Source organism: Vibrio sp. Isolate30, assembly GCF_022397975.1.
In the GTDB taxonomy this organism is placed as follows: domain Bacteria; phylum Pseudomonadota; class Gammaproteobacteria; order Enterobacterales; family Vibrionaceae; genus Vibrio; species Vibrio fortis.
In genome coordinates, this window is record NZ_JAKEUS010000007.1 from 140352 (window position 1) to 165560 (window position 25209).

Here is a 25209-nt window from a genome sequence, read left to right on the forward strand (position 1 = left end):
TAGTTTATGTTGGTTACCTTGTTTAACCTTTTAACTCGTTGAACCATTGAGTGGTTTGTCATTGCTAATGTTTTGTTCCGGTTGGGTTAATCGTAAATTCCGTGTGTTCGTAAATATCAGACAGTTTTTTAGGTTTCTTCGGTTTTGCTCCTTTTTTTGATGGCTGATGAGTTTCATTTAATATCCACTCCTCATGCATTTTTGCCGAATCCAAGAAATCTGGATCTTCCATTGCTTCCTTGCGAAGTTTATTTACACGTTCGAGAGTTTCCCAAATCATAATACTTCACCTCCACTAAGGCAGTACTATAAATTTAGTTCATAAGGAAAAAACTTCAAATAAACTAATGAGATAGCGATCTCATTTTGAGAATATCGCGTCTTAACACACCAATCTATACCCTTTCATTAGGATCAAAAAAGCGAGCATTAAGCCCGCTTTTTCATCTGATCACGCCAAAGTAAATACCAAGATCTTACTCAGCGCGATTACCGATCTTCACCGTACCATTAGTTGCAAACCACAGTGCCTGTGAGCGACGGCGACCAAGCAAAATTGGACCATCATCGTAGAACAAAAAGTTCTTCCAGTGTTTCTTAAACACTGACCATTTGGTCTCAAGAACATTGTATTTTTCGTAGCAAAAATAAACAGTTACGTCGTCTTGCCAGTCAATGAAGTCTAAGATCTCTTGTGGCATGTCTGGTTCGTCAGCTTCCCAATTTTCCATCCAGCTGATCTCTTGTTCCCAGTTAGATGGCTTGCTTGGCCAATCTTGCGAGCTCAGTCTATCTGCGTCTGGACTCTGAGGGCTTACGTTCTCTTTCCAGAACTGAGAGGCACGCGCCTGTGTCATAGGTTTGATCTTTTCTAAGTCTTCAGCAGGCAATGGCATTGACTGATGAGTGAAAATCCATTTTCTTTGGTATTCGTCCAAAGTTGTGTATGACATCAAATTTCCTTAACTATTAAAAAGCCGTGTTTATCCGGCTTGATATTCTTACTACCGAGCGCAAAAAGCTCAGCAAATTTTAATTCTAGAACATCGCGATTACTTATCGCGCCAATTCGGGTTGATCAATGAAGTGAGTATATGGTCTCGCCACTGACCATCGATCAGGAGGTAGTCTTTAGCAAAGCCCTCTTTCTCGAAGCCTAAATGTTTTAGTACCGCAGCGCTTTTTTCATTGTGCGGGATATACCCAGCCATAATGCGATGCATCTTCTGCACCTCGAACATGTAGTCCAATGCCATTCGAAGTGCTTTGCGCATATATCCATTACCCTGAGCATCTTTCGCCAGAGAATAACCCAGGTTACACGCGTGAAATGGGAATCGAGATAGGTTACTGAACGATACGGTTCCAAGCATCTCGTTGGTCTCTGCGTGAATAATCAAACAGTAGTAAGCCAAACCCATTCTATGTAGCTCATTGAGCTTAATCAGGCGTTGAGCCCAACCAGTGCGCTCAAAAAACGCCTCTTCGCGTGTTGGCTCCCACGGCTTTAAATGTTCACGGTTTGCTTGAAAATACCCACTAATCAAGGACGCATCGTCTATTTCTGCGGTGCGCACAATAATGTTCTCTGAGCGTTTGTATAGACGCTCAGGAGTGCTCCTATCTTCCATCAAACGTCCCTAGTTTTTTCGGATACCATAGTCTCGAAGCTTATTAGCGATCGAGGTGTGCGACACATTCAGGCGCTTAGCCAATTTTCGGCTCGATGGGAAAGATTGGTATAGCTTTTCCAATATTTGCGATTCGTAATCTTTCATTATCTCGTCTAGTGAACCATCTAGGCTTAAATTCGCCATTCCAGAGTTCATTGTCTCTAGTTGAGGTAAATGGAACTGTTCAATCGCTAAGGTATCACCCTCTAGCTCAGTCAGTGCACGCAGTACCATGTTATCCAGCTGACGGATATTTCCTGGCCACTGGTAGTTACCGAGCTGCTCAACCAACTCAGCCGTTAGCTTAGGTTTGAGCATTCCAAGTTGTTGCGCGTATTTAGCGACAAAAAGCTCAAGCAGCGGTGCAACGTCGTTAGAGCGCTCCCTTAATGCAGGAATAGAAAGCGTCAGTACATTCAAACGATAGAACAGGTCTTCACGAAATGAACCTGAATCGGCCAGCTCAGAAAGCTTGTGACGCGTTGAAGCGATGATACGAACATCTGCGTGCATCTCTTCTTCTTCACCAACACGTCTAAAGCTGCCGTCTTGTAGGAAGCGCAATAGCTTAATCTGAAGGTGCGGGCTCATCTCGCCGATTTCATCAAGGAAAACCGTACCGCCATTCGCTTGCTCAAAGATACCTTTGTGGCCCTGCTCATGATTGAATGAACCCGGTGCGTGACCAAACAGTTCCGTTTCCGCAACATCATCTGGCATAGAGGCGCAACTCAAGACAAGGAAAGGCGATGAAGAGCGGTGAGAGCGATTGTGACACGCCTTCGCCAGCATCTCTTTACCTGTACCTGTGTCCCCTTCAATAAGCAGAGGCTGATCAAGCATAGCTAATTTCTTAGCTTGGCTAATGAGCGCTTTGTGACGGTTAGAGACACCGACAAAATGTTCAAAACCTAGGTTGTTTTGCTCCGGGAGAGAGTCTTGCTGTGCCTGACCTTGCTGACATGAACGAATCGTCATTACACCGCTCGCCAAAACCGGCTCATTCACATCTCCGCCTAGGTAAACAGGAAGGATCTCGATAGAAAAATCTAGACCATCCAACACCACCACTTCACGGTGTCGTTTAACGTCACCTTCAATCCAACGTGTGAAGTTAAAGTTAGGGACGAATGTAGAGAGCGGTTCACCGACAACGTCTTTTTCTTCTTTACCAAATAGATTCAGCGCGGCATGGTTCACCATATCCACCGAACCTTTTAGATCGATAGAGATAACGGGATCAGGGAGGTTTGCTAATAGTGCAATTAGCTCAGTGTTATGCCTTTCGCTTGGCATAAACTGAATTTTTCGGACGTCCTTTACACCAGAAATTCGACGAATTTCAGCCATAAGTTCACTAAAGGCATCAAAATCGATATCTGGACAGTTCAGATAGATAATGCCTTTAACATCAATCTCGATACCACGTAGATCGATGCTTTTGGTTGCTAAAATATCAAGCAGCTCGCGAGTTAAGCCGAGTCTGTCTTCACACAATACTTCAAGACGCACAAGTATTCCTATTCAAGGTGTCAGGATAAGTTGACAGTAGTGTGAATTAAGGCCTCTATTCAGTCAAGAAGAAGAGTAAACAGATGTTTACTCTTCTCTCAATAATTACTTGATTGCGATACGTTTGAGCTCGTGAACCACCGCTTTACGCATATGAGACAGCTTCACTTTGCGATCTTGATGCCAAGGCATTGGTCGAAGCAGTGCCATCGCTTTTAAGCCCAAACGTGCGGTCAGTATGCCGACGCCCAAACCTTGACCAGCACGAGCTGACACCTTACCTGCTAAGTCCATTGAAACAAGATCCATACTCGCGTCGATAGCCAGTTCACTAGCGCCCGCGGCAGCCATATTCACCAATACCAACTTGAACAGCTTCAAGCGAGACCAGTAACCTAGCTCGATTCCATATACGTCGGCCAATTTATCAATCATGGTGAAGTTACGCCAAGCCACCAGCAACATATCAGCTGCGGCCAATGGACTCACCGCAACAAGTGCTGCCGATTCGGTTGAGTAACGCGTGACAAGGTTAGTCGCAATCTTATCCTGCTGTGACACCACGATAGCATCGTACATATCTAACACTTCGGCATCGCTATGCGCTGGATTGATGCTGTTCTTCCATTTATCAAACGATGGTGATTCTGCAATGATGCCACCTTGCTTCGCGATATCTTCACAGAAGGCTTTACCCTTGCCTACACTGTCGCTTTTGAGTAGTAATTCACTCTGCTCTTGCACACTGAAATGGTTTCTCAATGAACGCAGTTTCCACAGCTCTTTACCCATCGCGCCAAGACCAAGGGAAGCAATCACCGCCATAAAGCCAGCCCAACCAAGTGATAGCCAGTCTGCGGTTTGGATAGCAGTGACAACACTGTCGATAGCCTGCCAGCCCACTAAGCCCGCAAAAGCGGTTAGCATACCTGAAGCCAACCATTTACGACCGCGACTTGGACGGATGACCTGCTCTAGTTGTTTCTCTGGCTCACCTTGTTGTTCGCTGTCTTGTTCTGTAGCAGCAGGAACAAACTTCTCTTGCTCTTCAAATACGGTTTGCGCATTCAGCTCAGGCGTCTTCTGACGCGTTTCTTCATCAGCGAATTCACTGTTCAATGGCTGGTTGAAGACTTGTTTCGATTTCAATTCACTCATTCTTTAACCCCCTACTTCAACTTATCGCCAATCAGATATTCAAGTGCTTTGTCCATTCTTACATGCTGACAAGGCTCATCAGAATGCTGAGGTATAGGCCTGAAGCTGGTAAAATCAAAGCTGTTCTCTTGCCAATAATTTTTATGTGGCAGTTTCTTTGGTACTTCGCCCGGGTACATCGTTTGTGGCTGTCCATCCAATGTCGTGCCCTGAAGCGCTGGTTGACTGCTTGTCCCAGAGGCGATAAAGCCTGCACTGGTCGCTTGAATCGATGCGATGCTCATACAGCTCATCTCAATATGTTCAAATGCCGCTTGCTGCCAAGCTGGGTGTACCATTTGTTGTAACAAGGAGACAAGATTTGGATGTTGATCCGGCGTCACATGATCCGCTTTGGTTGCAGCAAATAAGATCTTATCGATCTTAGGTGCAAACAAACGGCGCAGGATATTGCTACGGCCATACTTAAAGCTCTTTAATAACTGCTCTAGTGCACCACGCATATCCATAAAAGAGTCATGACCCGCGTTTAATGGCTGTAAACAGTCAACCAACACGATTTGACGGTCAAATGTCGCGAAGTGATTCTTATAAAACGCCTTCACGACTTTTTGTTGATACTCTTCGTAGCGCGCTTTGAGCACTGCGTAGTTACTCTCTTTGCCATACTTCTGCGTTGGTTCTATACATGGGAAGAACTGAAGCACCGGCGCACCTTCTAGTTCACCCGGCAAAACAAACCGACCCGGTTGAACCCAATGCAAGCCCTGCGCTTTACAGCCATGTAGGTATTGAGTGTATGTCTCTGAGATCTCGGTTAAACGCTTCTCGTCAGCATCAGCGAGCAAATCGAGAGCGCTTGCTTGCTCTTTCCATACTTGTGCCAATTCATCACGTTGCCCTTTGAGCGCAGCAAACTGAGATTGACTCCAAGTATCGAAATCCATATCCAATAAAGGTAGGTCTAAAAGCCACTCTCCCGGATAATCGATAATATCGAGATACAGCGTGCTATTTTTGCTGAGGAGCTTTTTTGCACCACTCGCAGGCTTGTATTTGAGTGCCAAGCGAATTTCACTCACATCGCGCGTTGGTACCGGCCAAAACGGTGGTTCTGCATGTAGTGCATCCATCGCCTCATCATAAGAAAAGCGTGGGATCATCATGTTGTGCTGTGGGATTCGCTTTGCGCCAATCAAGCGCCCATCACGCGACGCTGTAAACAGGGGCAAGTTACTGTGCGTTGAGGTGTGAAGAAGTTGATTCACTAAGGATGTGATAAAGGCGGTTTTACCGGCACGCGATAAGCCTGTCACCGCAACTCTAATATGAGAATCCGTTCCTCGACTGATAAAGTCACTCACTTCTTGTGTTATTTTTTTCATTCGAACGACTCCGTTATACTTAGCTATGCATGCGAGTAGCACACCAGCGTATTTCAAAAACAGGGGATAAGAAAGAGAAGTAAATGAATGCATCCGTCCTGTTTATGCGAGGTATTATCTAATATCGTTTCTTAATGCTAGATGAATAAAAGCCCCTGATTATGACAATAATCAGGGGCTTTGAATACTTCAGGTCTTATCTAAGACTAATCGTCTTCTATCAACTTGTAGATAACAAACAGTGCGATCTCTGCAATCAACCACAAGGCACACGTGATCGTAACGTATTTATTATCGAAGATGCTAATCCCTTTCAAGATCAGATCGTAGCCAACAAAACCACCAATCACCACGGCCAAAATAATCTGTAGGATCTGAATAAAACGAGGCATCCGTTTCTCCTATTCTTTTATATCAAACTATGTGTTTATCACTATATCATTGATAATAAGACAAAAGTGCAGTAGTTGCTGCACTTTTGTCGTTTTCGAGCAATAAATCTAGATTTTTTGCCCTAATCGCTTACTGATTACTGCTCAGCTTCTGCGATTTTCACTTTCCAAGTATCTGGGCCGATTTGGTGAGCGTTAGCGCCTGTTGAGTCTACCGCCACTGTTACTGGCATATCTTCTACTTCAAATTCGTAGATAGCTTCCATACCTAGGTCTTCAAACGCCACAACACGAGCCTTCTTGATTGCTTTCGCTACAAGATAAGCTGCACCACCTACCGCCATTAGGTAAACGGCTTTGTGCTCTTTGATAGATTCAACAGTTGCAGGGCCACGCTCTGCTTTACCGATCATGCCCATAATGCCCGTTTCATTCAGCATCATGTCAGTGAACTTATCCATACGTGTTGATGTTGTTGGGCCAGCAGGGCCTACCGCTTCGTCGCCTACTGCGTCCACAGGGCCTACGTAGTAGATAAACTTACCTTTGAAATCGACGCCTTCAGGTAGACCTTCGCCATTCTCTAGCATGCCTTGAATACGCTTATGTGCTGCATCACGGCCAGTCAGAATTTTACCAGATAGTAGAACCGTCTCACCGGTCTTCCACTCTTGAACGTCTTCTTTAGTCACTTCATCAAGGTTCACGCGACGCGTATTTGCGCCCGCTTCCCATGTGATGTCTGGCCACTCTTCTAGCTTAGGTGGCGTTAGCTCAGCTGGGCCGCTGCCATCTAGTGTGAAGTGTACGTGACGCGTCGCCGCACAGTTAGGAATCAAACATACTGGCTTAGATGCTGCGTGTGTTGGCGCAGTCTTGATCTTCACATCAACAACAGTTGTTAGACCGCCAAGACCTTGCGCACCGATACCCAGTTTGTTTACACGGTTGAAGATGTCTAGACGAAGTTCCTCTTCAGCATTCTCTGGACCTTTTTCGATAAGCTCTTGGATATCGATGTGTTCCATTAGAGACTCTTTCGCCAGTACAGCCGCTTTCTCAGCCGTACCACCAATACCTATACCTAACATGCCCGGTGGACACCAACCTGCACCCATAGTCGGTAGTGTCTTCTCTACCCATTCTGCAATGTCATCAGACGGGTTTAGCATTACCATCTTAGTTTTGTTTTCACTGCCGCCGCCTTTCGCTGCGATCTGGATTTCAACTTTGTTACCCGGAACCATATTGATATGAACAACCGCTGGTGTGTTGTCTTTGGTATTAATACGTTTACCGGCAGGGTCCATCAGCACTGATGCACGCAATGGGTTATCTGGGTTGTTGTAAGCTTGACGAACGCCTTCATCAACCATCTCTTGAACTGTTAAATCTGTTTCCCACTTCACATCCATACCGATGTTCACGAAACAGGTTACGATACCCGTGTCTTGACAGATTGGACGATGACCTTCTGCCGACATACGAGAGTTAATCAGAATCTGAGCAATCGCATCTTTCGCGGCTTGGCTCTCTTCTTTCTCATAGGCTTTTTCTAGGGCTTGGACAAAGTCTAAAGGGTGGTAATAAGAAATGTACTGAAGTGCGTCAGCGACACTGCTGATCACATCTTGCTTACGAATAACCGTCATTGCATGCCTCTTTATTGTTCTAGTTCCATGTTGGGCTCATGGCTCTATGGGTGTTTAGCTTTTTATAATGTTGAGCTTAATTTAGTTGCTTTGACACTCGCTTATCTGAACTAGTAATTTACCCAGATAATTGACTGCTTCGCTTTACACTAAACCCCTTGTTTTGAACTGTGTGAATCAAGAGCCCATTTTAATTTCAATTTATGATACTCTTGCTTCCTCTCACACGCCATGCAGTGATCGAACTCTTTGTCACAAATTAAACAAATGAATAACAACGAACTCCAGTCTATCCAAATCAAGCCGCTCGAATATCAATCAACTTTAGCTAAACAGCTGTTTTCAGGTATAGAAACCCTTCCCTGGGCAATGCTATTACGCTCAGCGTCAGAAAGCCATATTGATAGTCGTTTTGATATTTTGGTTGCTCAACCAGTGGCCACTTTCGAGACTATTGGCCACAAAACAACGATAAATGTTAATGAAAAAACTATCGTTTCAGAAGATGATCCGTTTGACTTGCTTCACCACTATCAACAAGCGTTGATCCCTGACCTTGAGTGTGAACATGACCTTCCGTTTGTCGGTGGTGCCTTAGGTTACTTCAGTTATGATTTGGGACGCCGCGTTGAGAATTTGCCAGAGCTGGCTAAACACGATATCAGTGCACCGGATATGGCCGTTGGCCTGTATGACTGGGCCGTCATTGTTGACCATAAGCTAAAGACAGCGTGGGTGGTTGGTTTAGATGTTGAGGCACGACTCACTTGGCTGCAAGATCATTACGCAGTGGCGCATACACCATTTACACTGACACGTGAATGGCAATCCAATATGAGTCAGGAGAGCTACGCCAATAAGTTCGATTCTGTTCAAGAGTACCTGTTATCCGGTGACTGCTATCAAATCAACTTAGCGCAACGTTTCAATGCACAATATCAGGGGTCAGAGTGGCAAGCGTACGAAAAGCTTGAGCAATACAACAGCGCACCGTTCTCTGGCTTTATTCGCCTCGAAGATTGCGCCATTTTAAGTGTTTCTCCAGAACGCTTTCTTGAGCTTAAAGACAACACTATTGAGACCAAGCCAATCAAAGGAACCCGCCCTCGCTCAGAGCAAGCTCAAATCGATGCTGAATACGCGAACGATTTAGCCAATGCAGAGAAAGACCAAGCAGAGAACCTAATGATTGTTGATTTGCTACGCAACGACATTGGCCGCGTGGCAAAACCGGGCACAGTGCATGTTCCTAAACTGTTCGACATTGAAAGCTTCCCAGCTGTTCATCACTTAGTGAGTACGATTCGTGCAGAGCTAGATGATCAATATCATGCGACAGATCTGTTGAGAGCTTGTTTTCCGGGTGGATCAATTACTGGAGCTCCGAAAGTGAGAGCGATGCAGATCATTGAGGAGCTGGAGCCGCATCGACGCTCCGCATATTGCGGCAGTATTGGCTATATCAGCCGACATGGACGTATGGATACTAGCATCACGATCCGCACCTTGGTCGCAGAAGATAAAACGCTCTATGCATGGGCTGGTGGCGGTGTTGTTGCAGACAGTGACTGTAAGTCTGAGTATCAAGAGACGTTGGATAAGCTAAGTCGAATCCTACCAGTACTTGCTCAAGATTAGCGGTCGGTAAGATTGAATCGCTAAAACTTAAAAAACCAGAAGTCAGCTTCTGGTTTTTTGTTTAGGTAACAATATTGCTTTATCCAACTCTAGGATTGTGTCAGATTCCCCTAGCCTACTGAGCGAGCGAAGTTACTCCCCACTTTTTCAGCATCTCTTTGAGATCGTTAGCCGTGTACGGTTTACTCAATATGTCGTCCATCCCACACTTAATGCATCGTTCACGCTCTTCTAGAGTCGTTCCCGCGGTTAACGCAACAATAGATTTGGTGTAGCCTTTCTCACGCAGCTTTTCAGTCGTTTCAAAGCCATCCATGATTGGCATTCGACAGTCCATAAAGACCACGTCGTACTCATTGGCACTTGCGAGTTCAAACCCTTCTACTCCATTATTGGCGATCGCGGGCTCTATCTCATGCTTTCTCAGCATCTGTTGGATGATGATTTGGTTCATCTTGATATCGTCTACCACAAGGACTTTCAACTGTGATAAGCCGGTATCAGATACGATGCTCTCTTTTACTTTCTCTTCATAGTGAGAGGTTTCCACCACAATCAAAGGTAAGGCAATAGTAAAGGTGGTACCGACACCTTGTTCACTCTTCACTGAGATGTGACCATTCATTAGGCTGACTAACTTGCGGCATATGGCGAGGCCTAATCCAGTGCCTTCATAGTTTCGCTTACTAGATCGGTCTGCTTGGGTAAACGGGTCAAACAGAGTGTTTAGAGCGGTCTCAGCAATCCCGACACCGGTATCTTCCACCGCAAATACGAACTGGCCATCTTTCCAGCTCACATCGACGCGAACGTACCCCTCTTCAGTGAACTTGATTGCGTTGCCAATTAAATTCACAAACAATTGTGTAATACGCTCTAAGTCACCATTGAAATAGGCAGGAACCTGTTCACCAATCGAGATAGTAAAGTCGAGCTGTTTCTCGGCTGCGCGATTAATAAAAATACTCTCGATGGTATTGTTCAAATCACGCAAGGCAAATGTTTTCGGAATCAACTCCAACATACCCGCATTAATCTTACTGTAGTCGAGTAAGTCGTTAATGATGGTCCTTAGAAATTCACCAGATTGGCTTAGGTTATTGATGATCTCGCGTTGTGAATCGGTCAATTCTGTATCACTAATCAGCTCCGCACTTCCCAATAATCCATTGAGTGGTGTTCTAAGCTCATGGTTAATCATGGCCACGAAATCCCGTGTCGAGCGCTCCGACTCTTCTGCTCGTCGCCTGGACTCGATATTTCGGTTAATCGCGAGTTGGTGGGTAATAGCACTGCAGATTAGGTCAGTGACTAACATGAGCTGGCTTTGAATAAAGTCGCCTTCTTGATCACCAAGATTCACAATAACGATTAAAGAACCAATAATGACCTTTTCCACTTCCAGCGGAATCATCAAGACATCGCCATCCCACGTTAGCTCTTGAATATCTAAATCGGCACCGCCGAGCGCAGCATCTCCGTAGTCATTGGTTTTTAGCTCAGGCAGGAGCTTAGGTGGCAACACTAATCGGCTGGCTTTGATCAGATAACTATTGGTGATGTTTGTAGTCAACTCTTGGAGCATGACGTCGTCTAGATCGCTACGTAAAAATGCGCGGCCAAAATCAATCAATAAATTATCGATCTGCTCTTGGAATTCAATCCGTCGAATATTAGCGTTAGAACGCTTCTCAAGTTGGCGCATCGCTAACTCAAGCTTTTGGTTCGCCTCAAACAGCTCTAGGCTTTTCTGCTCTAGTAGCCTTTCAGCTTCTTTTCTCGCTGCAACTTGTCGTTTGAGCTTACGCTCAAGGGCCGACTCTGAACTCATATTGCTATTCTACTCTCAAGTTGAAACGTACGACGCTTTGGTCTTCATTTTGCGGGATCATCTCTATCGCGATAGATTCGTTATGATACTCCGCGCAGCCTTCTATCAACCCCAAGCAAACATGAGACATACAACGGGCACTTTTATAGTCAAAGACCAACTGCGCTTCATCAGTGGTTAAGAAGGTAAATTGAGGCGGTTCAGCGTCTGGGTAAAGCTTTTTCACTTCTACGTGAATATAACGCTCTACGTGCTGGATAAATTGAAAAGTGGTATTGCTGTGGTTTAGGCTGGCTTTGTCAGGCAGTGAGTCGAGCAGATTCTTAAATACAGACTGCCCAAATACACGTTGCAGACTTGCAGCATCGATATCGGTTTTTTTGCTTAGGTTAATAATGAGTTTAACTAAGTCTTTGTGATCATAACTGCCGACAGAGGTATAGATACCTTCGTCGTCAGACATTTCAAGAACCTCTTCAAGAAGCTCAAGCCCAAACTTATCTTCAACAAGCTCTAAGAATTCGGTAAATATGATTCCTTTCATCGCATACCTTCATTTTTTTAGTTTTTAGAATTATCCCACACGCCTTGTTTGCTGAGTACTTGGTTTGTTGTGTACGTTGATTCCTGCGTGCTTTGGGTGTTACATGCTTCAATTTCTGAGTGCTTTAGCTGCTAAGTGATTTAACTTGCAATAGCTTCACTGTCTAAGTCCTTAGCCGCCCTACGAAAACTTACAATATCGGTGAGGGTTTCTATCAATATAGCAAATATGCAACACTTCGCATCCCTTCTTCCCTAAAACTGTCGAGTGTTACTGATTGGTGTTGAGCCAGAAGTTGTGCTTATACTTATTAGCATAATAATCAATACATTGGCTCGATATGAATAAACAGAACTTCTTACAACAATTCCAACTTAACCCGATTGTCGGCTATCACCCAGAATCCATCGAGCGTGTGGCGCAGATTCGTGATGAAGATCTACGCCAAGCCGCAGTGGTTGTCGGATTAGTCGAGCGAGATAATGGGCTTAACGTAATTTTTACTAAACGAGCTGCACATCTCAAACATCACCCTGGCCAAGTGAGCTTCCCCGGTGGAAAATATGAACAAACCGATCCTACATTGCAGCATACAGCCTTGAGAGAGCTACAAGAAGAGATAGGAATTGTTAAAGATCAGGTAGAAGTGATAGGGCAACTACCAGCTTTAAGCACTATCAGTAAGTTTTCAGTCACGCCGATCGTGGCACTGATTGATCCTGACTATCAACCTGTCATCGACCACAACGAAGTAGACTCTGTTTTCGAAGTGCCAGCTGAATATGTGTTTGACCAAACCAACCTTCACAGTCATTTAGTCAACTTTAAGCAAGTCAAGCATCGTGTGTTTGCAATGCCGTTCAAAGACCAGTTGATCTGGGGAGTAACTGCACAAATCGTCCAATCAATGCAGCAGCATGTAGTGAAACAAGTTACATAAAATGGTCGTTTCAGTTATTTTTTGTTAACAAATGCTCAAATTTCCATGGAACAGATTTATTAATACATTTTTACGCAAACGGTTACCTCGTATAAATCTAAATCAGCCCACCTTTCAGATTAGTAAAACTAATATCAGACATGAGCAAAAATCACCTGTAGCACGCCAAAATCGTGATCATAAAACCGTTTTTCGCATATCATATAACAAGCCGTTTCATTACATGATTTAGATCTATTTTTTGCCGAAGAAAATTCTGCAAAATTAGCCCCGACTTATTTCCTGTTCCCAAAAAATGAGTAATTTAACATGAACACAACAACTTCTTCGGCAAATGCCGTAAAAGACTCGAGCAAGTTTACTTATAAAGATTTTACTTGGTGTCTTTCTCTGTTCGGTACAGCAGTAGGTGCTGGCGTACTATTCCTTCCAATCAAAGCTGGTGCGGGTGGTTTTTGGCCATTAGTTATCCTAGCTCTAATTGCAGCACCAATGACTTGGTTTGCACATAAATCTCTAGCACGTTTTGTACTGTCTGCAAAAAATCCTGAAGCAGATATCACTGATACAGTAGAAGAACATTTTGGTAAGACTGGCGCGAACCTTATTACTTTCGCTTACTTTTTCGCTATTTACCCAATCGTTCTAATTTACGGTGTTGGTATCACAAACACTGTAGATTCATTCCTAGTAAACCAAATGGGTATGGAATCTATCCCTCGCCCTCTTCTTTCTGGTGCACTTATCCTAGCTATGACAGCGGGTGTTGTATTCGGTAAAGAGCTGATGCTTAAAGCAACTTCAGCGATGGTTTACCCTCTAGTATTCATCCTACTAGCGCTATCTTTCTACCTAGTTCCTGATTGGAACACTTCTATGATGGACGTAAGCCCAGAGTGGTCTGCAATGCCTTCTATCATCTGGCTAGCAATTCCAATCATCGTGTTCTCTTTCAACCACAGCCCAATCATCTCTCAGTTCTCTAAAGAGCAACGTCGTGTACACGGTGACAACGCAGTTAAGAAAACTGACGCTATCACTGGTGGCGCAGCAATGATGCTGATGGGTTTTGTAATGTTCTTCGTATTCTCTGTTGTACTTTCTCTATCACCAGAGCAACTAGCAACAGCGCAAGCGCAAAACATCTCTGTACTTTCTTACCTAGCTAACGTTCACGAGTCTCCACTTATCTCTTACATGGGTCCTCTAGTAGCGTTCGCAGCAATCACTTCTAGCTACTTCGGTCACTTCCTAGGCGCACACGAAGGTCTAGTAGGTCTAATCAAATCTCGCTCTAACACTCAAGTAAGCAAGATTGAAAAAATCTCTCTAGCGTTCATCGTTGTGACTACTTGGATTGTTGCGGTAGTTAACCCAAGCATCCTAGGTATGATTGAAACAATGGGTGCTCCAATGATTGCAGCAATCCTGTTCCTAATGCCTGTATTCGCGATGAACAAAGTACCAGCGATGGCTAAGTACAAAACTTCAGCACCTGTACAAATCTTTACAGCTTTATGTGGTCTAGCGGCTATTAGTTCTGTAATCTACGGCGCTCTTTAATCTCAGCACCATTACACTGACGCACATGAGTGAAGTATTACTCACTGAGCAAGCTGAGCATTAAAACCAAATATAATGATAATAAATGAGCCTCCCTACTCCCCTTGGGAGGCTCTCTTTTGAGGTAATCACTATGATTAGTGTTTTTGATATCTATAAAATCGGTGTTGGTCCATCGAGCTCACATACAGTTGGACCAATGAAAGCGGGTAAAGAGTTTATTGATGATCTTCGTTCAATGGGAAAATTGCGCGACATCACTAAAATCACCGTTGACGTATATGGATCACTATCACTGACAGGGAAAGGTCACCACACAGATATCGCTATCATCATGGGTCTTGCTGGCAACACCCCTGAGAAAGTAGACATCGATGCTATTCCGGGCTTTATCGCTCGCGTAGAAGAAACTGAGCGCCTTCCTGTTGGCATGCACTGTCACACAGTATCGTTCCCGAAAGACGGTGGTATGAACTTCCATACTACTAACCTTGAGCTACACGAAAACGGTATGAGCATCCACGCTTGGATCGATGACGAAAAAGCGTACTCAAAGACTTATTATTCTATTGGTGGTGGCTTCATCGTTGACGAAGAGAACTTCGGCAAAGAAGAAGAGAACCCAATCAAATCGCCTTACGAATTCACAACTGCTGAAGAGCTAGTGAACCAGTGTAAAGAGAGCGGCCTTTCTATCAGCACACTTGTGATGAAGAACCAAGCTGCCCTTCACTCTGATGAAGAGTCTCGCACTTACTTCGCGAACATCTGGAAAACGATGCGTGAATGTATGGATCGCGGTATGAACACTGAAGGTATTCTGCCTGGCCCACTGCGTGTGCCTCGTCGTGCTGCAGCGCTTCGCCAACAGCTAATGACTTCAGAGAAGACAACGAACGATCCAATGTCGGTTGTTGACTGGGTAAACATGTTCGCTTTCGCTGTTAACGAAGAGAACGCAGCAGGTGGTCGCGTAGTTACAGCACCAACTAACGGTGCGTGTGGCATCATCCCTGCAGTTCTAGCTTACTACGACAAGTTTATCCAAACGGTGACTGAGAAAGACTACATCCGTTACTTTGCGGCTTCTGGTGCTATCGGTGGCCTGTACAAGCGTAACGCGTCTATCTCTGGTGCAGAGGTTGGCTGTCAGGGTGAAGTTGGCGTGGCATGTTCTATGGCTGCTGCAGGTCTTGCTGAACTTATGGGTGGTAGCCCAGAGCAAGTATGTATGGCTGCAGAAATCGCGATGGAGCACAACCTAGGTCTAACGTGTGACCCAGTTGCTGGTCAGGTTCAAGTACCGTGTATCGAACGTAACGGTATCGCGGCTGTGAAAGCGATCAACTCGACTCGCATGGCACTTCGTCGTTCTTCTGCTCCTACTGTATCTCTAGATAAAGTTATCGAAACCATGCTAGAAACTGGTAAAGACATGAACGCAAAATACCGTGAGACTTCTCAAGGTGGTCTAGCAATCAAAGTGGTTTGCTAATTAGCACTCGCATTTGATTTGCTTGTAAAGAAAAGGAACGCCGAGGCGTTCCTTTTTTGTATCTACGATTTACGGGTATTAATCGCGTCTAGTTATATCACTTGAGAGATAAGCAAGAAGCAACCAAACAGCAATGAGAACAACATCATCACACTACCGCCTTCCGCTGAGTATCTATCTTCCGCCACTTTCATGAAACGCTGCTTGTGCACCATGATAAGTGGGATAAACACCGCTAAGAACACCAAAATGATACCTGCGTAGTTCAGCACCTGTAGGAATTTATCCGCCGCCAGTAGTGAGCCAGCGAGTGGCAGAATAAAGCTAATTACATACGTTACCGCAGTATTCTGATTAAACATATCTCGGTTTTGGTTGAACAGTGCCATTGCCACACCAAAGAAAGAGGTCAATAGCGCTAAACCTGTAAAGGTCGATAGGATATTTCCAATCCACGGCGACTTAGTCTCAAACGCGGCCATAAGGTCTGAAACGTTATGGAAGCTTCTGAACTGCTCTTCACTTAGGTTACCCACAACAGCAAACAACCAACACAGGTAACACACTAATGGAATAAGAGAGCCCACAATCACCATATTGCGTAGTTGCTTGTCGGTCGCTTCTTGGTTGTAAGAAACCAAAGTCGGAATCACCACCATAAAGCCAAAGCTGGTAAACAAGATTGCACTGGTTTTGATAAGCGCGACATGATCATGACTCGTAACTTGCGTTAGGTTTTCTTGGGTCATGCCCGGAGCAAGGAAAGTCATCGTGATAGCAAGGCTTGCTAGCATCACAAAGAATAGTGCTCGGTTGAGTTTATCAATCACACCGGTGCCACACGCAACAACAGCACCCGCAATCAGCGTAAATGCAATTTGTCCTGTGGTCGCATTAATATTAATACCAAGGCTCGCAAGTAGTTGGCTTAAAAGATCGCCAGCACCTAGGATGTACGCCATCAACAGGCAGATAAGTAAGGCGTAAAGCAGACCATTCGTAATCAGTTGCCCTTGTTTGCCTAGCGTTTTGCGCGCAATTGAGTTCAAGCCTAGTCCGCCACCAGCCTTGATAGTCGCTTCAAGAAGCAAAAGCGCCGCATAAGTCGTACCGAAGCAGATCAGTACCATTAAAAGTGAACCGTATAACAATCCAAATTGAGCAAGAACCATTGGAATTGCAAGCATACCGGCACCAAGAGCGGTACCAGCGATAATTAGGGAGCTCCCTATCATTTTAATATTCATTGTCTTTAACTTATTTATTTAGTTTTTAATAGGTGTACTTCTCTGTCATCAATCAAGATGCAAAGAAAATTCGAAAGAAGTTAAGCTTTAAAACGAATATCGATAGGAGCGATAAGCGGAGTTAAATCGCGAAAAGGCAGTAGAAAGCGAGCTGTGATAAAAGCGAGATTGTAGAGAAAGAGAGGCAAATGAAGAAATCTGCTTTTGGTGTGGTGAACCTTCTGTCGGTTCGATGATTGGTGATGTGATTTTGAATTTCATCTATGTGTCCAAATTAATCACATTCCGTGTTATTGCAAGCAGCGATCCTTTACTGCCCTCCTCAAGTATTGAGGTAAATTCATCTTAACGAAAGACAACTGAAAAACAACGGGGCAGCCTTATTTTCTGCTACTTTTTGTTCGTTTGTCTGTAATTTAAACAATCAGAACTGAAAAGCATCACATATATTCTAAATTACTCGCTTAAATGATCCTATTAGCCACATTTGTCGCAAAGTATTAACCAATATTTACATGTTATTTTCATTCCTTCTCCCACACCCGTCGCTAAAAATAGATATATCAATTAAAAACCCGATTAGTTGAAAGAAGATCAAAATATGACGCTAAGTGCGCTATTTTTATGACGTTTTCACGCCAATATTCCATCACAAAGCTGCTACATCACATAAACATAACCACAATCGGAGTATGGTCACACAATTACCCCTTTATGGTAGGTACCGCATATTTTTGCCGCTACAGTATGCTCGTCATTATAACTAATAAAAATATGTGTTCGGTATGCGCTCAACAATAACGTTTAAAATACTGGTAGCACTGGCGGTAGTATTCTCCCTACTCCTCGCTATCTCTACATACTTTCAATACACCCAACAGAAGCAACTTGTAAACTCAGTCTTGAGTGAGCAACTGCACGACAAAGCCAGCAACTATTTCGACAGCCTTAACATGATGATGCTGACAGGCACAATGTCGCAAAAAGAGACACTACGCCATAAGGCATTAGCCCAAGAAGGCATCGAAGATGTTCGCGTGCTTAGAGCAGACACGGTAAGCAAGCTTTATGGTCCAGGTGGTGCTGATCAGCAACCAAAAGACGACATCGACAAGCGCGCACTGGCAGGTGAAACGGTTATTGAACCGTTCAGCGCAGATTGGGGCAAAGGACTGGTCATCGCCCTACCCATGAAGTCGAGCGAAAACTATCGTGGAACCAATTGTGTCTCTTGTCATATGGCACCAGAGGGAGAAGTACTGGGCGCAATTCGTCTAGAATACAACTTGAGCCATGTGAATGACCTTATTCATACTCAAACCGTTACTGCTATCGCCATCATGGCCGTGATCTCTTTTGTGGGCTTTGCGCTAACCATGGGTCTTATTCGCAAGATCATTGTTCGTCCTCTTCAGCAAACAGCACGCTTTATGACTCAAGTGAGCGACGATAAGAACTTATCAGAAAGACTGCCAATTGAGCGTAATGATGAAATTGGCTCGCTATCAGGTGCCATTAACTCTTTCATGAAGACAGTTTCAAACAGCTTAGGTCAAGTACAAGAGACTTCGCATAAGCTGAACGCGTCTGCCAATCAGTTGACCAGTGTGGCTCACATTACTGAGACCGCTGCCAGCGATCAGCAAGGTGAAACGGCTGAAGTGCAAAGCAACATAGAAGGGATTCAAGCGCAGCAAGTCAGTGCCGAGCAGGCGACGGTTACTGCGTCTAACCTTATTAATCATACTGCTGATGTCGCGTTCAAAAGCGCAAACCAAGCTCATGACGCGAGTAATGAGATTAAAAACCTTGTCACCAGTATCGAAGAAGTAAAAGAGAAGATCTCTTCGCTCAATCAACAAACGGGTGAAGTGTCTTCGATCTTAACCGTGATTCACGGAATTGCAGAGCAAACCAACCTATTAGCGCTCAACGCGGCCATTGAAGCAGCGCGTGCAGGTGAACAAGGGCGTGGATTTGCAGTGGTTGCTGATGAAGTTCGTCACCTAGCCTCTCGCACAGCGGAAGCAACGGGTAACATTGAGTCAATCATCCACCAATTCCAGCAAGGCAGTGAACAATCACTGCAGTCTGCAGACCATGTCTGTGCTCAAGCCTACCAAAGCTCGACAGATATCGAAGCGCTTGCAGCAGAGATGAATGGCGTGGTTGAAGAGATGAAGCAAGTGCTAGCACACGCTCAAGACATTCAGCACCAGACTCAATCTACAACACATGCGACCAAAGATGTGCAGAATAAGGTTGAAGCGATCACCTCACACGCAAACAATACCTCTCAGTCAGCTGCAAGCACGCGCGACATCAGTAATGACCTTGAAGATCTTTCAAATCACTTAGAGAGCTTAATTAACCAATTTACATTGTCTGATAAGCAGCAAAATCACTAAGTACCTACCCCAACAAAACGAACAAAGGCCGACAGATAGAGTAAAAAGTCGGCCTTTAACGAAAATTTAGTCCATATAGGGAATATTTCTTTCTTCAACTAACAATAAAGGTTGAAGCTCTCTGTGTGACAGGTAATATGTTCCATTGATTTAAAAAGTTTATACAACTCAATGTTTCGATTGTTTTTTGTTCAAGTATCAGAAAATTAAAACTATCGTGAATTAGCATTGGGTTGAATTTGTCCCTCAATGGAGAATGAAACCAACATGACTTACGCGCCTGTAAAAGACGTACTTGGCGGCAAGCTAGCGGTAGACAGTGAAGTAACTGTTCGCGGCTGGATCCGTTCACGTCGTGATTCCAAAGCTGGAATCTCTTTCCTTGCCATTTATGACGGCTCTTGTTTCGACCCGATTCAGGCCGTGGTCCCAAATAATCTTAATAATTACGAAAACGAAGTACTAAAGCTAACAACTGGCTGCTCTGTTGAAGTAACGGGTAAGATTGTTGAGTCTCCTGCGAAAGGTCAAGACTTCGAACTTGCTGCAACTGACGTGAAAGTTGTTGGTTGGGTTGAAGACGCAGAAACTTACCCAATGGCGAAAACTCGTCACTCTATCGAGTACCTTCGTGAAGTAGCACACCTACGTCCACGTACTAACGTGATCGGTGCAGTTGCACGTGTTCGTAACTGTCTATCTCAAGCGATTCACCGCTTCTACCACGAGCAAGGTTTCTTCTGGGTATCTGCTCCGCTGATCACAGCTTCTGATGCAGAAGGTGCAGGTGAAATGTTCCGCGTTTCTACGCTAGACATGGAAAACCTACCTCGCACAGAGAAAGGCGATGTTGACTACAACGAAGATTTCTTCGGTAAAGAGACATTCCTGACAGTATCTGGCCAGCTAAACGCAGAAGCTTACGCTTGTGCACTAAGCAAAGTTTACACGTTCGGTCCTACGTTCCGAGCTGAAAACTCAAACACAAGCCGCCACCTAGCTGAATTCTGGATGGTTGAGCCTGAAGTTGCATTCGCTGACCTAGAAGACGTTGCTAAGCTGTCTGAAGACATGCTTAAGTTCGTATTCAAAGCAGTTCTTGAAGAGTGCCGCGATGACCTTGAGTTCTTCGCTCAACGCATCGACAAAGAAGCAATCACTCGTCTAGAGCAGTTTGTTTCTTCTGATTTCGCACAAGTTGACTACACTGACGCAATCCAAATCCTTCTAGATTCTGGTCGTGAGTTCGAATTCCCTGTTGAATGGGGTATCGACATGTCTTCTGAGCACGAGCGCTTCCTAGCAGAAGAGCACTTCAAAGCACCTGTAATCGTTAAGAACTACCCGAAAGACATCAAAGCATTCTACATGCGTGCGAACGATGACGGTAAGACAGTAGCGGCAATGGACGTACTAGCACCTGGCATCGGTGAAATCATCGGTGGTTCTCAGCGTGAAGAGCGTCTAGACATTCTAGACGAGCGTATGCGTGAAGTTGGTATCGACCCAGAGCACATGAGCTGGTACCGCGATCTACGTAAATACGGCACAGTGCCACACGCAGGCTTCGGTCTGGGCTTTGAGCGTCTAGTATCTTACGTAACAGGCATGGGTAACGTACGTGACGTGATTCCATTCCCACGTACTCCTCGCTCTGCGAACTTCTAATTCCGCTATAAGCTCGAATTAAAAGAACGAAATCAAAAACCTCCGCAATTGCGGAGGTTTTTTTATTGAAATAAACCGAAGGACTACTCCCCCGCGTGTCGTACCAAGAAATGGTCTAATAGAATCTTCTCAACCGATTCTTTGTTTTCATCGACGTGGAGTGGCTTAAATTCAACAATCAATTGGTCGCCTTTCTGTTCGAAAGCGTTCACCTTCAACAACAGACTCTCGTTGTCAGCCTTGATATTATGAGCAACCTGACGGCCATTGATGAACAGATCAAATGCTGGCGCTTTAGGATTAGCTGGAATCACGGTTTCAAAGGTATAACGCTCGCCGTCCGCTGCATATACGGTATTGTAGATACCGCCATCTTCAGTCCAGTACGTACCATTAAAGTCCATATTTTCAGCTCGCCAGTAGCTGTAGAACGCGTGGAGATCTTCAATGGTGTGCTGCGTTTGATGCGTCCATTTCACTTCACTCAGCTCAACGGTTTCGGTGTAGCTAAAGCCATGTGTTTTCATATCACGTTTAAGGCTGTCTAAACGACCAATAACGTCATCAAAGGTATCTTGCCAACCAAGCTCACCATAATATTGCAGGCCAATCTCGCCCAAAATATAGTATTCGCCATCACGCTCAATCGTAATGCCCGAGCCGGAATCACCGTGAATCGCTAGCCACTGAAGATCGCTTTGCGGCATAATGACCGGCTCATACTTATATTCGGCCAACCATTTTTTGTCGGTCTCATTGTACTTAACAAACTTTTTGCCGCCATTTCGGCCATTATAGTTTCCGTAGCCAATGTTATTCACTTCATAGATTTCGTCATAGCTAAACATGCCTTTTTCCGGAAGTTTAGCGGGCTTTATACCAGTTATTGGTGTATCTAATCGAACAAGAGCAAAGTCATAAAAGCCATCCGTAAACTCGTATTCACCCCACTCTCCGTTTGGATCAGTGCTTGCTCGTGATGAATGTACAACTTGATACACACCATTCTTGTCTTTTTTGAATGATGAGCACGTGACGGTATTTCGATAACCTTCGCTTTTTGAGCCCGCAACATGATTCGCTGTGATAACCCAGTACGGGTCAATAAGCGTCGCAGAACCTGCGTTCATGTGACAGGCAAAATCAAATTTGCTTTGCAGTGCGAACTCTTTGTGCTGAGTCACGGAGCGATCCAGCTTTCCGATACCAGCGTTCGCTGAGAATGTCGCTAGAATTGCCGATGCAAGAATCAATTTTTTCATAATTATCGTACCTCCATCAACTGAATGGCTTCTAGGGCGTGGTATCCCTTATCTTGCTCAAAATCGAACTGTCGAGGGCTACGTTGGTAACTAACAGTCAGCATCTCGTCCGGCGACGTAGCATGAAAACGAATCGTATTCTTTACGCTGGTCATATGGAAAGTGATGTCATTTTGAACTGTTGTACAGTGGTTTCTTAGACAAGCAGTCACATCGGAAGATGACAACCAATTATGCGTGTAGAGCTCTACAACGAACTCACCCTCTTTTCCTGGTCGAACGGTAAACTCATAACCGCCAGTGCCATGAATCATGGCAGAATCCGCCAATTGGTCGCTGTAATCTAGGGAACTTCCTCCATCCCAGAAATAGCGATTGCCGACAGCGTTCTTAGTGGAGCTGTTTTTCACTTTCTCTAAATCACCAATTTCGCTTACGAACGAGATATAATTCACATCAGGCTTCGCTACGTGTTGATGTTCACCGTACCAAAAAGACCAATCCAATCCGTCTAGCTCAACCTCGTTAGCATAGCGATAACGACCTTCTTCAAGCTCGTAACCATAGAATTCACTCACCAATATCAGTCCATGACTTTCTACCTCAGTCACGTTCGACAGATTGTTTAAATCAACAGCCAGTTCACTACTTTGAGCGGCACTAACCATCAACCCCATTGCTAAAATACTCATTTTATTCATGTTTATTCCTCTCAACTGAACAATACGATTGTATGAAAGAGAAATTAACAAGGTGTAAGCCACTGTAAGCACATCAACCGGTTTATTAATGGCTGCACGACCAATAATTGACGTGAATGCAATGAGATTCTTCCACTGTTCAATTTGTTAATAGCTTGAGGTTGGGGTCAACATTTTGGCGACAGCTAACATTTTCTTAGAAAGCACTTACTTAAGCTTACGTTTAGCAGGGGTATTGCATTTGGTAGGAGTCTAAATTGACGCGACTAAGTGAGATGTTCATCGATTTAACAAGGAAAATTAAAAGGAGCGAGGAAGTGATCTGTTCTCCCTAACTCCTTAGCAAGTTGGTAATCGACTAGGATTGTTCTTGTTTTTCAGCGTAACGAATGGCCAACGCGCAAATACCAAACAAAACAAATGGGATAGCAGCCGTGGTGTATTCAGTCCATGCCATATCAGCAAAGGCTTTTGCCAATAACACATGGCCAAAAATCAATAGTACCGCACACACGATAGCGACTAGGATAAGTTTGATTTCATTTCCAGCAGGTGATTTCAACATAACGGTTTCTCCAATATTTGGTCTACCGTTATTCAAACACAGATTATGTTGTTGAAAGGCGTACAGTTATGCCTGATTCAAGGCGTACAGTTCTTTATCTCTAAGTTTATGACTGACGCGACAGTTGATGAGCTAGTTGACCTACGAGTTTTAACGCCAAGCGGCGCTCTTGATTGAACTCGTGAGAAAAGTTAAGTCGAATGGCATGAGAGACCGAATCACTATCACTGAACAAATCCCCCGAAGCGATACTGATCCCCTCTTCCATCGCCTGCTTGTAGAGTTTATGACTATTGAAGGATTCAGGGAAACGAACCCAAATAAAATAACCACCTTGTGGCTCTTCTAGTTCAATAGAAGCCGGAAAATATTCTCTCACGGCACTTATAAACTCTTGCTTTCGCGCTTGTAGGTGCTTGCGTAGCTTACGCAGGTGGTTATCGTAGCTTTCATGAGTCAAAAAGTGCGCTACGCCCAACTGTACGGGTGCGCTGCTTGATAGCGTTGAAAGAAGCTGCTGCTTTTGGATCTGATTATGATAACGAGCATTAACAACCCAACCTACGCGATACCCCGGACATAAGCTCTTAGAATACGAGCCACACAACAAAACAGAGTCGTTAATGTCATAGGCTTTAAGTGGTTTAGGCTTTTCTCCGTCGTAATAAAGATCAGCATAAACGTCATCTTCGATAATAAGAGCCTGATGCTCTTGAGCAATCGCAACCACTTCTTTCTTACTCTTATCTGACAGGCATGTTCCAGTTGGATTTTGGAATGTCGTCATCAGCCAACAAGCTTTGACATCATGCTCAATCATCGCTTGTTCAAAGGCCGCGATATTCAAACCATTTTTAGGACAAACCTCTACCTCAACGGCATTAAGGCCAAGTCGCTCCACAGCTTGAAGCGCACCATAAAAAGCGGGGGCTTCAATCACAACAGTATCACCCGGTTTGGTGACAGTTTGCAGACTGAGGTTTAATGCCTCCATCGCACCTGAAGTAATCACGATATCTTGATGGCTGACAACAATTCCTTGCTGTAGATAACGTTGTGCAATTTGACGCCTTAGAGATTCACTCCCCGGAGGAAGGTTATTGATCACGCTCGCACCTGTCATCTTGCGCCCTGCGCTAGCGAGGTTTCTTGTCAATACAGGAAGTGGGAAGAGGTCTGGATCTGGGAAGGCAGAACCAAAAGGCACCACTCCCTCTGCAGAACTGGAGGTCAAAAAGTCGAACAGCCTATCGTTAATGGCTCGTTTGGGCGCTGAAATTTCAGGCCGCGTGACCAAACTTTCAATTTTGGGCGCAACAAAATACCCAGATTGAGGCTTAGCGATGATCCACCCTTCACTTTCTAAAAGCTGGTACGCCTGCAGTACCGTACTATTACTGACCTTATAGTTACGGCAACTCATACGGACTGATGGGATCTTCTCACCAGATCGCCAAGTATTATTGGCTATCTGAGTGCGAATATCCTTTGCCAGCTCTTCGTAACGTGCCATAAATTGTAATACCTAAAGAATCAATAAACCCAATACTCTAGCATTAACATGGGCTTAGGTTA

21 protein-coding genes are annotated in these 25209 nt (G+C 44.5%); 6 read left to right on the plus strand and 15 right to left on the minus strand.

Going from position 1 to position 25209, the window contains the following annotated elements:
• Positions 1 to 64 precede the first annotated feature (64 nt).
• The 8 genes from L1D60_RS16600 to L1D60_RS16635 all read right to left on the minus strand — a co-directional run bounded on the left by L1D60_RS16600 (position 65) and on the right by L1D60_RS16635 (position 7772).
• Positions 65 to 280, minus strand: coding sequence for a hypothetical protein (locus L1D60_RS16600; RefSeq protein ID WP_239842087.1), 216 nt, complete (start codon positions 278 to 280; stop codon positions 65 to 67).
• Between the two features lie 196 nt (positions 281 to 476).
• Positions 477 to 953, minus strand: coding sequence for a DUF2947 domain-containing protein (locus L1D60_RS16605; RefSeq protein WP_239842088.1), 477 nt, complete (start codon positions 951 to 953; stop codon positions 477 to 479).
• Positions 954 to 1052: 99 nt separating this feature from the next.
• Positions 1053 to 1631 carry a ribosomal protein S5-alanine N-acetyltransferase gene (gene rimJ, locus L1D60_RS16610; protein ID WP_239842089.1) on the minus strand — a complete coding sequence of 193 codons (579 nt, stop codon included), beginning with the start codon at positions 1629 to 1631 and terminating at the stop codon, positions 1053 to 1055.
• Positions 1632 to 1640: 9 nt separating this feature from the next.
• Positions 1641 to 3185, minus strand: coding sequence for a transcriptional regulator TyrR (gene tyrR, locus L1D60_RS16615; protein ID WP_239842090.1), 1545 nt, complete (start codon positions 3183 to 3185; stop codon positions 1641 to 1643).
• Between the two features lie 105 nt (positions 3186 to 3290).
• The gene (locus L1D60_RS16620; RefSeq protein WP_239842091.1) at positions 3291 to 4343 is read right to left on the minus strand and encodes a TIGR01620 family protein; all 1053 of its coding nucleotides are present in this window, start codon (positions 4341 to 4343) and stop codon (positions 3291 to 3293) included.
• A gap of 11 nt (positions 4344 to 4354) precedes the next feature.
• Complete coding sequence (locus L1D60_RS16625) at positions 4355 to 5728, minus strand: YcjX family protein (protein WP_239842092.1); 1374 nt, start codon at positions 5726 to 5728, stop codon at positions 4355 to 4357.
• 206 nt (positions 5729 to 5934) lie between these two features.
• On the minus strand, positions 5935 to 6120 hold the full coding sequence (locus tag L1D60_RS16630; RefSeq protein WP_032548748.1) for a hypothetical protein: 186 nt from the start codon (positions 6118 to 6120) through the stop codon (positions 5935 to 5937).
• A 137-nt stretch (positions 6121 to 6257) separates the two neighbouring features.
• Positions 6258 to 7772, minus strand: a complete 1515-nt coding sequence (locus L1D60_RS16635) for a fumarate hydratase (RefSeq protein ID WP_239842093.1) — start codon at positions 7770 to 7772, stop codon at positions 6258 to 6260.
• Between the two features lie 267 nt (positions 7773 to 8039).
• Here L1D60_RS16635 and pabB point away from each other — a divergent pair, with 267 nt between their 5' ends.
• On the plus strand, positions 8040 to 9410 hold the full coding sequence (gene pabB, locus L1D60_RS16640; RefSeq protein ID WP_239842094.1) for an aminodeoxychorismate synthase component 1: 1371 nt from the start codon (positions 8040 to 8042) through the stop codon (positions 9408 to 9410).
• Positions 9411 to 9525: 115 nt separating this feature from the next.
• On the opposite strand, the gene L1D60_RS16645 is transcribed toward pabB, so the two are convergent.
• Both L1D60_RS16645 and L1D60_RS16650 read right to left on the minus strand, forming a co-directional pair.
• Positions 9526 to 11241: an ATP-binding protein gene (locus L1D60_RS16645; RefSeq protein ID WP_239842095.1), complete on the minus strand. Its 1716-nt coding sequence runs from the start codon at positions 11239 to 11241 to the stop codon at positions 9526 to 9528.
• A 4-nt stretch (positions 11242 to 11245) separates the two neighbouring features.
• On the minus strand, positions 11246 to 11785 hold the full coding sequence (locus L1D60_RS16650) for a heme NO-binding domain-containing protein (protein WP_239842096.1): 540 nt from the start codon (positions 11783 to 11785) through the stop codon (positions 11246 to 11248).
• Positions 11786 to 12125: 340 nt separating this feature from the next.
• Here L1D60_RS16650 and L1D60_RS16655 point away from each other — a divergent pair, with 340 nt between their 5' ends.
• From L1D60_RS16655 to L1D60_RS16665, 3 genes are all read left to right on the plus strand, one after another.
• A complete protein-coding gene (locus L1D60_RS16655) occupies positions 12126 to 12725 on the plus strand; it encodes a CoA pyrophosphatase (protein ID WP_239842097.1) in 600 nt (199 codons plus the stop codon).
• Positions 12726 to 13034: 309 nt separating this feature from the next.
• Positions 13035 to 14288 (plus strand): aromatic amino acid transport family protein, encoded by a 1254-nt coding sequence (locus L1D60_RS16660; protein WP_239842098.1) that lies wholly within the window; start codon positions 13035 to 13037, stop codon positions 14286 to 14288.
• Positions 14289 to 14421: 133 nt separating this feature from the next.
• Complete coding sequence (locus tag L1D60_RS16665; RefSeq protein WP_239842099.1) at positions 14422 to 15783, plus strand: L-serine ammonia-lyase; 1362 nt, start codon at positions 14422 to 14424, stop codon at positions 15781 to 15783.
• Between the two features lie 92 nt (positions 15784 to 15875).
• Here the strand turns inward: L1D60_RS16665 and L1D60_RS16670 are convergent, their stop codons facing one another.
• A complete protein-coding gene (locus L1D60_RS16670) occupies positions 15876 to 17018 on the minus strand; it encodes an aromatic amino acid transport family protein (RefSeq protein ID WP_239842100.1) in 1143 nt (380 codons plus the stop codon).
• 797 nt (positions 17019 to 17815) lie between these two features.
• On the opposite strand from L1D60_RS16670, the gene L1D60_RS16675 reads away from it, so the two are divergent.
• Entirely contained in the window at positions 17816 to 19438 is a 1623-nt protein-coding gene (locus tag L1D60_RS16675) for a methyl-accepting chemotaxis protein (protein ID WP_239842101.1), read from the plus strand.
• A 267-nt stretch (positions 19439 to 19705) separates the two neighbouring features.
• Positions 19706 to 21106, plus strand: a complete 1401-nt coding sequence (asnS, locus tag L1D60_RS16680; protein ID WP_239842102.1) for an asparagine--tRNA ligase — start codon at positions 19706 to 19708, stop codon at positions 21104 to 21106.
• 83 nt (positions 21107 to 21189) lie between these two features.
• Here asnS and L1D60_RS16685 read toward each other — a convergent pair whose 3' ends face one another.
• The 4 genes from L1D60_RS16685 to L1D60_RS16700 form a co-directional block, all read right to left on the minus strand.
• Complete coding sequence (locus tag L1D60_RS16685; protein ID WP_239842103.1) at positions 21190 to 22368, minus strand: trypsin-like serine protease; 1179 nt, start codon at positions 22366 to 22368, stop codon at positions 21190 to 21192.
• Between the two features lie 2 nt (positions 22369 to 22370).
• Positions 22371 to 23060, minus strand: a complete 690-nt coding sequence (locus tag L1D60_RS16690) for a hypothetical protein (RefSeq protein ID WP_239842151.1) — start codon at positions 23058 to 23060, stop codon at positions 22371 to 22373.
• Positions 23061 to 23427: 367 nt separating this feature from the next.
• Positions 23428 to 23634: a hypothetical protein gene (locus tag L1D60_RS16695; RefSeq protein WP_239842104.1), complete on the minus strand. Its 207-nt coding sequence runs from the start codon at positions 23632 to 23634 to the stop codon at positions 23428 to 23430.
• A 106-nt stretch (positions 23635 to 23740) separates the two neighbouring features.
• The gene (locus L1D60_RS16700) at positions 23741 to 25147 is read right to left on the minus strand and encodes a PLP-dependent aminotransferase family protein (RefSeq protein WP_239842105.1); all 1407 of its coding nucleotides are present in this window, start codon (positions 25145 to 25147) and stop codon (positions 23741 to 23743) included.
• Positions 25148 to 25209: the final 62 nt, after the last annotated feature.

What these genes read in the sequence shown, in the direction of transcription:
- L1D60_RS16605 (WP_239842088.1), bottom strand. Translation starts at nt 953, where the DNA reads ATGTCATACACAACTTTGGACGAATACCAAAGAAAATGGATTTTCACT.
- L1D60_RS16630 (WP_032548748.1), bottom strand. Translation starts at nt 6,120, where the DNA reads ATGCCTCGTTTTATTCAGATCCTACAGATTATTTTGGCCGTGGTGATT.
- L1D60_RS16675 (WP_239842101.1), top strand. Translation starts at nt 17,816, where the DNA reads ATGCGCTCAACAATAACGTTTAAAATACTGGTAGCACTGGCGGTAGTA.
- L1D60_RS16600 (WP_239842087.1), bottom strand. Translation starts at nt 280, where the DNA reads ATGATTTGGGAAACTCTCGAACGTGTAAATAAACTTCGCAAGGAAGCA.
- L1D60_RS16690 (WP_239842151.1), bottom strand. Translation starts at nt 23,060, where the DNA reads ATGAGTATTTTAGCAATGGGGTTGATGGTTAGTGCCGCTCAAAGTAGT.
- L1D60_RS16660 (WP_239842098.1), top strand. Translation starts at nt 13,035, where the DNA reads ATGAACACAACAACTTCTTCGGCAAATGCCGTAAAAGACTCGAGCAAG.
- L1D60_RS16665 (WP_239842099.1), top strand. Translation starts at nt 14,422, where the DNA reads ATGATTAGTGTTTTTGATATCTATAAAATCGGTGTTGGTCCATCGAGC.
- L1D60_RS16650 (WP_239842096.1), bottom strand. Translation starts at nt 11,785, where the DNA reads ATGAAAGGAATCATATTTACCGAATTCTTAGAGCTTGTTGAAGATAAG.
- L1D60_RS16620 (WP_239842091.1), bottom strand. Translation starts at nt 4,343, where the DNA reads ATGAGTGAATTGAAATCGAAACAAGTCTTCAACCAGCCATTGAACAGT.
- L1D60_RS16670 (WP_239842100.1), bottom strand. Translation starts at nt 17,018, where the DNA reads ATGATAGGGAGCTCCCTAATTATCGCTGGTACCGCTCTTGGTGCCGGT.
- L1D60_RS16635 (WP_239842093.1), bottom strand. Translation starts at nt 7,772, where the DNA reads ATGACGGTTATTCGTAAGCAAGATGTGATCAGCAGTGTCGCTGACGCA.
- L1D60_RS16695 (WP_239842104.1), bottom strand. Translation starts at nt 23,634, where the DNA reads ATGTTGAAATCACCTGCTGGAAATGAAATCAAACTTATCCTAGTCGCT.
- pabB (WP_239842094.1), top strand. Translation starts at nt 8,040, where the DNA reads ATGAATAACAACGAACTCCAGTCTATCCAAATCAAGCCGCTCGAATAT.
- asnS (WP_239842102.1), top strand. Translation starts at nt 19,706, where the DNA reads ATGACTTACGCGCCTGTAAAAGACGTACTTGGCGGCAAGCTAGCGGTA.
- L1D60_RS16700 (WP_239842105.1), bottom strand. Translation starts at nt 25,147, where the DNA reads ATGGCACGTTACGAAGAGCTGGCAAAGGATATTCGCACTCAGATAGCC.
- L1D60_RS16655 (WP_239842097.1), top strand. Translation starts at nt 12,126, where the DNA reads ATGAATAAACAGAACTTCTTACAACAATTCCAACTTAACCCGATTGTC.
- L1D60_RS16645 (WP_239842095.1), bottom strand. Translation starts at nt 11,241, where the DNA reads ATGAGTTCAGAGTCGGCCCTTGAGCGTAAGCTCAAACGACAAGTTGCA.
- L1D60_RS16685 (WP_239842103.1), bottom strand. Translation starts at nt 22,368, where the DNA reads ATGAAAAAATTGATTCTTGCATCGGCAATTCTAGCGACATTCTCAGCG.
- L1D60_RS16625 (WP_239842092.1), bottom strand. Translation starts at nt 5,728, where the DNA reads ATGAAAAAAATAACACAAGAAGTGAGTGACTTTATCAGTCGAGGAACG.
- rimJ (WP_239842089.1), bottom strand. Translation starts at nt 1,631, where the DNA reads ATGGAAGATAGGAGCACTCCTGAGCGTCTATACAAACGCTCAGAGAAC.